12 protein-coding genes and 1 pseudogene are annotated in these 10,273 nt (G+C 40.2%); 7 read left to right on the top strand and 6 right to left on the bottom strand.

Features of this window, described 5'->3' with window-relative positions:
* The first annotated feature begins 161 nt into the window (after positions 1-161).
* From IQ226_RS23265 to IQ226_RS23275, 3 genes are read left to right on the top strand one after another with little or no spacing between them, the layout of a single operon-like run.
* Positions 162-644 (top strand): gluconokinase, encoded by a 483-nt coding sequence (locus IQ226_RS23265; protein WP_193899335.1) that lies wholly within the window; start codon positions 162-164, stop codon positions 642-644.
* 51 nt (positions 645-695) lie between these two features.
* Positions 696-989 carry a type II toxin-antitoxin system HicA family toxin gene (locus tag IQ226_RS23270; protein ID WP_228039633.1) on the top strand — a complete coding sequence of 98 codons (294 nt, stop codon included), beginning with the start codon at positions 696-698 and terminating at the stop codon, positions 987-989.
* Positions 986-1,339, top strand: coding sequence for a type II toxin-antitoxin system HicB family antitoxin (locus tag IQ226_RS23275; protein WP_193899337.1), 354 nt, complete (start codon positions 986-988; stop codon positions 1,337-1,339). The genes IQ226_RS23270 and IQ226_RS23275 overlap by 4 nt, the downstream gene beginning before the upstream one ends.
* A gap of 142 nt (positions 1,340-1,481) precedes the next feature.
* On the opposite strand, the gene IQ226_RS23280 is transcribed toward IQ226_RS23275, so the two are convergent.
* Positions 1,482-2,459: a carbohydrate kinase gene (locus tag IQ226_RS23280; protein WP_193899351.1), complete on the bottom strand. Its 978-nt coding sequence runs from the start codon at positions 2,457-2,459 to the stop codon at positions 1,482-1,484.
* A 387-nt stretch (positions 2,460-2,846) separates the two neighbouring features.
* Here IQ226_RS23280 and IQ226_RS23285 point away from each other — a divergent pair, with 387 nt between their 5' ends.
* A complete protein-coding gene (locus IQ226_RS23285) occupies positions 2,847-3,119 on the top strand; it encodes a LuxR C-terminal-related transcriptional regulator (RefSeq protein ID WP_193899339.1) in 273 nt (90 codons plus the stop codon).
* A gap of 381 nt (positions 3,120-3,500) precedes the next feature.
* On the opposite strand, the gene dapF is transcribed toward IQ226_RS23285, so the two are convergent.
* Positions 3,501-4,340, bottom strand: coding sequence for a diaminopimelate epimerase (dapF, locus tag IQ226_RS23290; RefSeq protein WP_193899341.1), 840 nt, complete (start codon positions 4,338-4,340; stop codon positions 3,501-3,503).
* Between the two features lie 111 nt (positions 4,341-4,451).
* Here dapF and IQ226_RS23295 point away from each other — a divergent pair, with 111 nt between their 5' ends.
* The 3 genes and pseudogenes from IQ226_RS23295 (at position 4,452) to IQ226_RS23305 (ending at position 5,677) form a co-directional block, all read left to right on the top strand.
* Positions 4,452-4,685, top strand: a complete 234-nt coding sequence (locus IQ226_RS23295; protein ID WP_193899343.1) for an RNA chaperone Hfq — start codon at positions 4,452-4,454, stop codon at positions 4,683-4,685.
* A gap of 66 nt (positions 4,686-4,751) precedes the next feature.
* A pseudogene (locus tag IQ226_RS23300) lies at positions 4,752-5,212 on the top strand (Uma2 family endonuclease); the annotation flags it as partial.
* 18 nt (positions 5,213-5,230) lie between these two features.
* Positions 5,231-5,677, top strand: coding sequence for a VOC family protein (locus tag IQ226_RS23305; protein ID WP_193899353.1), 447 nt, complete (start codon positions 5,231-5,233; stop codon positions 5,675-5,677).
* A gap of 77 nt (positions 5,678-5,754) precedes the next feature.
* On the opposite strand, the gene IQ226_RS23310 is transcribed toward IQ226_RS23305, so the two are convergent.
* From IQ226_RS23310 to IQ226_RS23325, 4 genes are all read right to left on the bottom strand, one after another.
* Entirely contained in the window at positions 5,755-6,708 is a 954-nt protein-coding gene (locus IQ226_RS23310; RefSeq protein ID WP_193899345.1) for a DNA polymerase III subunit delta', read from the bottom strand.
* Positions 6,709-6,710: 2 nt separating this feature from the next.
* A complete protein-coding gene (gene tmk, locus IQ226_RS23315) occupies positions 6,711-7,337 on the bottom strand; it encodes a dTMP kinase (RefSeq protein WP_193899355.1) in 627 nt (208 codons plus the stop codon).
* A gap of 270 nt (positions 7,338-7,607) precedes the next feature.
* Positions 7,608-9,959, bottom strand: a complete 2,352-nt coding sequence (locus tag IQ226_RS23320; RefSeq protein ID WP_193899347.1) for a DUF3769 domain-containing protein — start codon at positions 9,957-9,959, stop codon at positions 7,608-7,610.
* A gap of 98 nt (positions 9,960-10,057) precedes the next feature.
* Complete coding sequence (locus tag IQ226_RS23325) at positions 10,058-10,174, bottom strand: photosystem II reaction center protein I (RefSeq protein WP_035082549.1); 117 nt, start codon at positions 10,172-10,174, stop codon at positions 10,058-10,060.
* Positions 10,175-10,273: the final 99 nt, after the last annotated feature.

A 10,273-nucleotide genomic window follows, 5' to 3' on the forward strand; every position in this document is an offset into this window, starting at 1 on the left:
TGTAATGTTCCAGATTGCATTGTGCTGTGGAAGGTTTGCTGATTTTTCTAATTGTCCGATACCTGATAAGTAGATGATACTTTTTATCAATACACTATTTTACTACTTTGTCAATGCGTAAGTCCTAAATATGTAATTCATTGATCTAAAAATAGCTATCAATGATTATTCTTTTAATGGGCGTTTCTGGCGCTGGTAAAACTACCATTGGTAAACTTTTAGCAGAAACACTAAACTGGGAACTTAGGGACGCTGACAATTTCCACACAGCAACAAACATCGAAAAAATGCGGCTGGGTATTCCCCTCAATGATGCTGATAGAAAGCTTTGGTTAGAAGATTTACAAGCAGCCATCAGAAATTGGCTAGAAGAAAATAAAAATGTGGTTTTGGCTTGTTCAGCACTCAAAACTAACTATCGTCAAATGCTGATAATTGATAGCTGCATTCAGCTAGTTTACCTGAAAGGGTCTTTTGATGTGATTGAAAACAGGCTAAAAGCACGACAAAATCACTTCATGACCGAAAAGCTCCTCAAAAGTCAGTTTCATGACCTTGAAGAGCCAGATAATTGTATTTGTGTTGATGTTTATGAACCACCAGAAGTGATTGTAAAGAAGATTAGAACTGCTTTAGCAATTTAGGCGAGTTGATGAAATAATATTAATGTCACTAATTTTAGTTGCAAAAAGTTTTTGAGGGCAGATAATGGAAATAAGCAGTCTGGAGTTCTCATGATCCGTAGGGAGAAATTAATTAAGCGGTTTCTCAGTCGTCCCAAGGATTTTACCTGGGAGGAGTTGGTTAGCTTGCTTTCTGGTTTTGGTTTTGAGGAAGTCAGCACGGGTAAAACGGGAGGTTCTCGACGACGTTTTCTCAATGATGCGGGAGTGGTTATAACATTACACAAACCCCATCCTCAAAATATTCTTAAAGGATATCAAATTGAACAGATTATTGAGATTCTCCAAGGGGAAGAGTTGCTATGAATGACATGATGCAATATAAGGATTATTTTGGCTCTATTCACTATAGCGATGAAGATAAAATCCTCTATGGACAGGTGGAATATATTCGCAGTTTAATTAGTTTTGAGGGGGAAGATGTCGCTAGTCTGAGGGCTAGTTTTGAGGAAGCAATTGATGATTATTTGACTCTATGTGAGGAAAAAGGGATTGAACCTGAGAAGCCGTTTAAAGGGAGTTTTAATGTGCGTGTAGGTAGCCAACTTCATCGCCAAGCGGTGTTATTTGCTAAACAGCGGGGGGTGAATCTCAATAAGCTGGTAACGGATGCGCTGGAACGTTATTTGCAGGGAGAATCGTTGGAAAATGCTTGAAAAGTTTAGCCCTGGCGAATGGAATTCACGGAACCACACAAACAAAGTCCGCCTGCGCGGACTAAGGAAAAATCAAGGATTGAAACCCACGCAGGTGGGTTTTGCCTGTGTAGACGCGGTTTCTAGCCCGTTTAACTATTGGTTAAAGTTGATGGGAAGCGAGAAAAGCATCAACTTCAGCCGCAGTGGGTTGGGAAGCGATCGCACCTGGTTTAATAGTAGTTAATGCTCCCACAGCACTGGCATAGGTGACAATCCTTTTGGCTGTTTCTGCATCTCTGAGGCCGTGAATCCCCACCTGTTGTAATTGATGGATAAACCCAGCCAAAAAACTATCTCCTGCACCAGTTGTATCTACTACAGAAATGGAAAACGCCGGCATTTTACCTTCATTTTCCCCTAAACAATAGGCACAACCATGTTCACCGTCTGTCACCAAAACCCCTTCCAAAGAATTGAGCCTATAAGTAATTGCCCCTGGATCTGTAGTATTAAATAACCATTGTGCTTCTTCTTTGGTTAATTTGAGAAAGTCGCATCGCTTCACCAACGAGAGGATTTTGGTTCTAGCTGTCTTTTCATCTTGCCAAAATACTGGTCGCCAATTGACATCGAGAATGATTTTCAGGTCATATTGTTCTGCTAACTCCAAAGCTTGCAAAACAGCTTTTTCACTTTCAGGATAGGCTAGTTCTAAAGTTCCCACCACCAAAAAGTCAGCTTCATTAAAGAGCGCAGTTGGTAACTTTGCAGCTTCGAGGCGGGTATCAGCAAATTCTGAGGTATCATATTTACCAAAACCAGCAAAGGTGCGATCGCCTGCCAAATCCCTAACCACATATACTTGTCTCGTTGGCGCTGTAGAATGACCTTGGACACCAGTTGTATCTACACCAAGGTCTTCCAATAATTTTATCAGTGCATTCCCTGGTTCATCCTCACCCACAGCCCCTATAAAACCGGCTGAAGTTCCCAATTTTACCAAAGCACAAGCCACATTCGCCGGCGCACCTCCGGGATAGGGAGTCCATGATTGCACTTCTTCTAGCTTAAGTCCCAATTGATCAGCTAAACAGTCAAACAAGACTTCACCAAGACATAAAATAGAGGGATTACTCATTTCATTTTTGATTTTCGATGGGGCATAATCTAAATCTAGTTTGACACTATCGCAGTATGTAAGGAGGGGTTGCTGAATAAGTTGTCTGTGAGGGGAGGTGACAGGGAACAGGGAACAGGGAACAGTTTCAGCCATCTGGATATCCTCAATTTTCTAAATCCCACAAGGAAAAATCCACCTATTTTGAGACTCCATTTGCCAAAATCTGGCACTTAGTTAAAATCAATACTTGTTATCTGTAACTTTTATGACTACAAACCTAAAATCAAAAGAAAATCTTGATATTAGTATTATTAGCAACATTTAAAACCCTCCGCCTCGGAAAGAATCTTTTAGAATAAGGAATTAAGACTTGAGTACATATACACAAGGGAGGAATAGTAAGTCATGGCTACTAGTGAGTCTGAGACCCGTGTTAGTCTGTCAGACAGAGAACTGCAAATTATAGACTTAGTCGCCACAGGCTTAACTAACCAAGAAATTGCAGTCAAACTGGAAATTAGTAAACGTACGGTTGATAACCACATCAGTAATATTCTCACCAAGACGAAAACTGATAACCGTGTGGCTTTGGTGCGTTGGGCTTTACAATGGGGTAAAGTTTGTTTGAATGATGTTAATTGCTGTCCTCTTCCCATCTGGAATGATGAAAGTAAGTAGGGCTTGCTGATAGCGTAGCTTGGCCTTAGCCATATAAAGCTAAAACCGTTTATTAATAAGGGTCTCACGGATTTTTATCACAAGAAATTGCAGGGTTTTGGCTGATGGTATCTCAAAATTGGTGCATTTTTCTTTGTCGGATTTTGAAAATTGAGGATATCCAGATAGCTGAAACTATTTATTTCCTGTAACCTGTTCCCTGTTCCCTGTAACCTGTTCCCTGTAACCTGTTCCCTGTAACCTGTTCCCTGTAACCTGTTCCCTGTAACCTGTTCCCTGTAACCTGTTCCCTGTTCCCTGTTCCCTGTAACCTGTAACCTGTTCCCTGTAACCTGTTCCCTGCCCTCACAGACAACTTTTTCAGCAAGCCCTAAGCTAGATTTAATATTTACCTGTAAATACTCGTTCGGCAGGTCCTGTCATGTAAATCCGGTTGTCAACTTCTGACCACTCGATTTCTAGGAGTCCGCCGGGTAATTCTATGGTAGCAGTGCGATCGCATTTATCGTTCAATACACCCGCTACTAAGGAGGCACAAGCACCTGTTCCGCAAGCAAGGGTAATTCCCGCGCCTCTTTCCCAAACGCGCATTTTCAAATAGTTACGATTGACTATTTCAATAAATTCGGTGTTGGTTTTTTTAGGAAATACAGGATGATTTTCAAATTGGGGACCAATGCTTTCTAAATTAATCGCCGCAACATCTTCCACAAAGGTGATACAGTGGGGATTTCCCATGCTGACACAGGTAACATCCCAAGTTTTTCCGGCTACTTCCAAGGGTTGATTAATGACTTGAAACTCACCAGGTGATAAAGTGGTAGGAATTTCTTCTGCTAATAACCGGGGTTCACCCATATCCACTTTAACTTGACCATCATCGGTGAGTTGGGGGGCAATCACACCGGCTAAGGTATGAATATGATATTTATCTTTTGTCCGGGAAATGCCTTCTAAGTCTGTTAAAAATACCGCTAAACAGCGAATCCCATTCCCACACATTTCTGGTTCTGAACCATCGGAGTTAAAAATCCGCATGGTGTAATCAGTGCCATTCTGTCCAGGAAGTGCAAAAATAACACCATCTGCCCCGATGCCAAAATGGCGATCGCACCACTGTACAGCTTTCTCTGGTGTTAATACTGGTGTCAATGAGGAACGGTTATCAATAAGAATAAAATCATTACCGAGTCCGTGATACTTAGTAAATTCGATTGCCATTTTGCCCTAAATGAATTATTAAAGATTCATTCATACTATTAAAAAATTTGTCAGTTGTCAGTTGTCCATTACCAATTACCAATTACCAATTACCAATTACCAATATAATATATGCCAACCGATCAATTTGATACTTCCCTACCTAGCACTCGTCAAGTCCAGAAGTGCATTAAAGAAAAATTAACGGTCGAATTTAGATTAATGACTGGTGATTTGATTACAGGTCGCATATTTTGGCAGGATCACAATTGTATCTGTATTTTTGATGGTAATAATGAGCAAATTATGGTTTGGAAACAGGCGATCGTCTACATGAAACCATTCAGTGATACAGTAAGTAGGTGAACACAATAAAACCAAACTGTGTAAAGAAAAGTAAAATCCCCCAAACCCTCTTCACTATTGCCTATTGCCTATGGAGAAAGCGGAATTAGAAACTCAGATATAACTACAGATTTAAGTATTTGGAATCGTCAAACCAAATTAGGTAAAGTATTTGATTCTTCTACAGAGTTTAAATTACCCAGTGGTGCTTATCGCTGTCCTGATGCAGCTTGGATAAAACTAGCACGTTGGGAGGCTTTAAGTAAAGAAGAAAAAAACGGTTTTCCCCCCTTTGTCCTGACTTTGTGATTGAATTGCGATCAGAAATGCATAGTTTAGAAAAATTACGCACTAAACTGCGAGAATATCAAAATAATGGGGTGCTTTGAGGTTGGTTAATTGATCCACAAACACCTTCAGTAGAAATTTATCGTTACGGAAAAGATGTAGAAGTTTTAAACTTTGATTTTGACAACCCACCAAAACTTTCTGGTGAAGATATTTTACCGGGCTTTATTCTCAATTTGCAGATAATTTTAAATCCATAGATTCTAAATTTCGGGATGATGATTTCTCAAAAAAATATTCCTACCGGCTACCTCCGCAAAGTTCATCATATCGCTTTCAACGTCGAAAATATGGCAGCATCTCGCCATTTTTATGGTCACATTTTAGGCTTACACGAACTTACAGGGGACGAAATACCAAAAACATTAAGAGAACTTGTCAACGCCGGCAAAGTCGCTAATTTTGTCACTCCTGACGGCACAATTATTGACTTATTTGGAGAACCCGAATTATTACCACCAGATCCAGATCCCAGTAAGTCTTTTACAAGAGCATATCATTTAGCTTTTGATATTGATCCAGAATTATTTGACGAAGCATTAGCAGTAATTCAAGAAAATAATTTGGTCATTGCGTATGGGCCTGTTTCCCGTCCTACTGGGAGAGGAGTGTATTTTTATGATCCCGATGGATTTATGATTGAAATTCGTTGTGATCCTGATTAAATGAGACAATAGGAAAATTTCATAACTAAAGGCAATATAAAAAGGCAATATAAAAGCAATTGAGGGCGGGGAAACCCCTACGGATTTTGGGATATTTTAAATAAGGCTAAAAATGTGCATTCCCAAACTAAACGAGGTTGGACGTAACAAAGTAAATGTTTTCGAGCTTTTTCTAATTGTTGAATAATTTTTGGTTCATGTATTTGTTGCCAATAGTATTGTTGTAAATAGTCAATTAACCATAATTGTGCTTCTGTATCTAATTCTTTATCAATTTTTTTACCTAATTCTAAAGCATGACGGTAAGATGTTGGTGTTTTTTTCACCTGGGCGATAAATTCCCTGGGAATGGTTTGCAATTGTTGGTAGGAGGAAATGGCATTTCCTGGACTACCTGCGGCTATATTTAAAACTTCTGGATGTTGCAAAATTTCGGCATTTCCTGTTTGTGTCAATACCTGAGTCATAGCCGCAGTATTTAACCGATAAAAGGGGACTTTTTGACAACGGGATACTAAAGTTGGTAGCACAGATTCCGGGGAAGGGGCAATTAAAATTAATGTCGCTTTTCCTGGTTCTTCTAAAGTTTTTAACAACGCATTTGCCGCAGATTCCGCCATTGTTTCGGCTTGTTCTAATACTATGACATTTCGCGCTGCTTCCAAGGGTGGACGAGAAAGAAATTGGGTAATTTCTCGAATTTGTTCTAAACGAATGACCGGCGGTGCTTTGCGTTTAACACCCTTTTCGGCTGCTTCTGCTGGGGTGAGTCTTTGTCCTTGATATTGATAAGTTGGTTCTACCCACAATAAAGCTGGATGATTTCTTTGCTGAATGCGATTGTGTAAAATGGGAATTTGATCAGGTTTTATAGAACTAGAAAAAAGTAATTCTATAAAACATTTTGCTGCTAAACTTCTACCTACACCATCAGCACCCACAAACATATAAGCTGGTGCAACTCGATGTTGTTTAACGGATTGAGTTAATAATTCTACTGCTTGCTGTTGTCCGATTAATGACGAGAACATAATTATGAAAACAGGCGTTGCTGTAAAATATCCTGTATATTTTTTTGAACAATATCTTGACTGTTATTACCATCTATTCTCACAATTCGGGATGAATTGGATGCAGCTAATTCTGTATATCCTTGCTGTACCCGACGATGAAAATCCATAGTTTCCTGTTCAATTCTATCCAGTTTAGCTTGTCCCCGTTTGCGCGATAAACCCACCTCCACATCTACATCTAACCAAATAGTTATATCACTTGTTAACCCCCCAGTAGCAATCTGATTCAGATTATTAATTAGACTCATATCTAAACCTCTACCATAACCTTGATAAGCAATGGTAGAATCAGTATAGCGATCGCACAAAATAAATTTACCTGTAGCTAAATTCGGTTTTAATTCCTCTTGAATATGTTGCGCCCTATCCGCAGCATACAATAACAGTTCCGTCACTTCCCCCACCGGCTTACTTGGGGACTTCTCCAATAATAGCGCTCGCAAATCCTTTCCTAACTCTGTCCCCCCCGGTTCACGAGTTAGTAGTACGGAGATATTTAAACTTTCTAGCCACTGAAAACACAGTTGCATCTGAGTAGTTTTACCACATCCTTCTACCCCTTCAAAGACAATTAATTTACCACTCATGTTGTTAAATTTTGTAAATACTGATTTTTTAGACATCTCTATTTACCTGAGTTCGGTGTTAATAGTTTCTCCTTCGAAGACGCTACGCGAACAGAATTATGATTTTTTCAACGAGATCATAAGGGTTTGAGACTCATACTTGGGGCAGTTTTCCACAAATTATCTGATGTCGAACTCAGGTTCTATTTAGTTAAAAATCCTTTGCATTCATCTGTCAGATTTGATGCCTACAATTCCGGGACAACCACGGGGGGTTGCCTCTACGGATTTTTAATTATCTTGACGGATTACGCCACCAAGAACGGGTTTAATTTCTCCATTGGAAAATGGATCTGTACCACCTGTCCAATTAAAGTCACTAATGCGAATACTAAAACCGCCTAATTCTAGCACTGGATTATAACGTAGGGTAATACCATAGGTGCGGCGGCTGTATTCGACTATGTAATCAGTGCTGGTGCTTTTACCTGTATCTAGATTAATGGATGTTTGCAAACCTAACTTAAGTGGTCCATAGATTTGCTGAGAAAGACCTGCATTCAGGACTTTGTTATCCACTGAACGATCAAAAAGAAAGGGTGATAAACCGCTATTAGTTCCTTGTGAGTAGGTGAGATTAAAGGCGGTATAATTTAAGTAAGGGCGAGAAAAACTGCCAATCTGTCCTACTAAGCCGATACTCCCAGTTAAAGTGCTTTGGTTATCACTGCTACTATAATAGCTGGTAGTTGCTGTGATACCTGCGATCGCCTGCAAATACGGTACGATAGGAGTAGGGGTATATTTTAATCCCTCACTAGCTGTAGCTGCCAATGGTTGCCCTTGCCACAAATTGATACTACCACTCAAGGCCACAGTTCCTTGTAAACGACCCAGAGAAATGCGATCGTTTTTTCGTCCTGGTGAGAGTAAATCTTGACGGTCAGTATTTGCATCTATATATTGAGCGCCCCCTTGATAGCTAAGATTAATACCGGTTTTGCCTAAAGGCATAATGGGAGAACTGATGATACCACCGAGACTACTTTGGACAGTTTGATAACCAAGACTACCATTATACAGGCGATCGCGGTAAACAGACTCCAAACTCAATATATAAGGATTAACATTACCCAAATTTTGGCGTAACCGCACACTTCCGCGCAAATTATTTTCTAACTGATTGAAATCAAAACTGGTTAACTCCCCCGCACCCTCCAAAATAGTTTTCGGACTAAAAACAGCATTTAGCCTAGTCTTCACCCCAAATAAACTAGCCACATTCCCGCCATCTTTAAAAGCCCTTTGCAGATAAAATTGGGGTGTAATAGTCCAACGTTTTTGATTAATATTAATCGCTTCAAAATCGCGTTCTACATACAAACCACCTCGTTTACCCGCATCAAAACCAGGAGAAACAATAGTCGGATTGACTTGACGTGGACGACGATCTATTCTCCGACTATTAACAGGCAGAGGGATAACAACGTTTTGATCAAAAACCAACCTTTGACGCTGGGTAGTAATTTTATCTATCAAAGGTGCTTCCCGCGTCACATTTACCTGCTCTGCTCTTAATTCTAATTCTGGTGGTGAAAAAGGATCATTAGTAATTCTCACATCTTGCGCTTGAAAACCTCGCGGATAAAATTCAATCCGTTGAGCTTCAAACCTGAATCGTTTCACTGTCCCCCCAAACTCAGGTACGGGGACATTTCGCACATCTGATTGACCACTAGCACCAAATTGGATACCCCCTGAACTGTTCACACCCGTCAGCGGCTGATTAGCGCGAATGCGATTACTTAACGGCTGGCTAGATACGCCCCCTGCCGTAATATCTGTAGGTAGAGTTGGTGAAAAAGCAAAATCTGTACTTGCTGTGGGGACATAAAGTTCACCTTTACCGTTTTCTAAATCCCCATTATCTTGAATAAAATTATAGGTAAACCGTTGTCCTTGGAGTACCTGATTACCTCTAGTTAAAACCACATTACCTTCCCCCACCGCAATCAAATTATCCAAATTAATTTGTAGGGTATCGGCATCAATTACTGCCCCATCAAACCTGACAACAACATTACCATCAGCAGTGACAACTCGCCTTTGCTCATCATACTCCTGGCGATCGGCAATTACTTCCACAACTCTACCTTTCCCCACAGGAATCTTCTCTACTGCCGGTAGTTGAGGTGACGGTGGAAATTCTACATTAGCAGGTGTTGAATCTTGATTTTTGGGCTGGCGAAGCTTAAATTCAATAATATTTTGGATTGGTGCAGCAGGTTTCTTATCGCCAACAGACAGCCGTAATTTCCCCCCCGATTCCTGTAAATTGAGATGACTAGGCTGAGTTGGAGGGATAGATGTTTCCGCTAAAACTGCCGATTCTTCAGGATAGCTAGGTAAAGACTTGGGTGCTAAATTTTCCGGTGGAGATAATAGAGAAAAAGACTTCTCAACAACATTTGCCTGGACTGGGCTGGTATTTGATTGATACTTGTCATCCTGATGTTTACCAACAATTATCAGTTTTCGCTCATCAGTTTTCACCTTGACAATAGGAGCAAAAGCAGCATTATCAACAGGTTTTAAAGATTCAAGACTTGGAGGTAGCTGAGGCGGTAATACTGGATGAAACATATTTTCAAGCTGACCAGAAAGCAAAAAATAGCCGGAAGGTTAAATCACATCTTAGCCTGTTTCTACCTTCCAGCCACTAGAGTTAAGTTATTGGCTATTTATTCTGCATCCCGACGACCAGGGTTACGGGCTGGGTCATTAGACAAAAACCCGAATATGAAAATGCTAACAAACAAACCGACGACAATATAAACAGCGATTTTTAAACTCAACATAGAACTAACTCCCAGGGGTTTGCCAAATAGTAATTAACTTATCTTACCCATATCTTGTTCCTTTTGCGAAGGAAGAGGCAGGGAGTTGGGGAAGTAGGG

It is taken from the genome of Dolichospermum sp. LEGE 00240 (assembly GCF_015207875.1).
In the GTDB taxonomy this organism is placed as follows: Bacteria; Cyanobacteriota; Cyanobacteriia; order Cyanobacteriales; family Nostocaceae; genus Dolichospermum; species Dolichospermum gracile.

What these genes read in the sequence shown, in the direction of transcription:
- IQ226_RS23265 (WP_193899335.1), top strand. Translation starts at nt 162, where the DNA reads ATGATTATTCTTTTAATGGGCGTTTCTGGCGCTGGTAAAACTACCATT.
- IQ226_RS23275 (WP_193899337.1), top strand. Translation starts at nt 986, where the DNA reads ATGAATGACATGATGCAATATAAGGATTATTTTGGCTCTATTCACTAT.
- IQ226_RS23280 (WP_193899351.1), bottom strand. Translation starts at nt 2,459, where the DNA reads ATGAGTAATCCCTCTATTTTATGTCTTGGTGAAGTCTTGTTTGACTGT.
- IQ226_RS23285 (WP_193899339.1), top strand. Translation starts at nt 2,847, where the DNA reads ATGGCTACTAGTGAGTCTGAGACCCGTGTTAGTCTGTCAGACAGAGAA.
- dapF (WP_193899341.1), bottom strand. Translation starts at nt 4,340, where the DNA reads ATGGCAATCGAATTTACTAAGTATCACGGACTCGGTAATGATTTTATT.
- IQ226_RS23295 (WP_193899343.1), top strand. Translation starts at nt 4,452, where the DNA reads ATGCCAACCGATCAATTTGATACTTCCCTACCTAGCACTCGTCAAGTC.
- IQ226_RS23305 (WP_193899353.1), top strand. Translation starts at nt 5,231, where the DNA reads ATGATTTCTCAAAAAAATATTCCTACCGGCTACCTCCGCAAAGTTCAT.
- IQ226_RS23310 (WP_193899345.1), bottom strand. Translation starts at nt 6,708, where the DNA reads ATGTTCTCGTCATTAATCGGACAACAGCAAGCAGTAGAATTATTAACT.
- tmk (WP_193899355.1), bottom strand. Translation starts at nt 7,337, where the DNA reads ATGAGTGGTAAATTAATTGTCTTTGAAGGGGTAGAAGGATGTGGTAAA.
- IQ226_RS23320 (WP_193899347.1), bottom strand. Translation starts at nt 9,959, where the DNA reads ATGTTTCATCCAGTATTACCGCCTCAGCTACCTCCAAGTCTTGAATCT.
- IQ226_RS23325 (WP_035082549.1), bottom strand. Translation starts at nt 10,174, where the DNA reads ATGTTGAGTTTAAAAATCGCTGTTTATATTGTCGTCGGTTTGTTTGTT.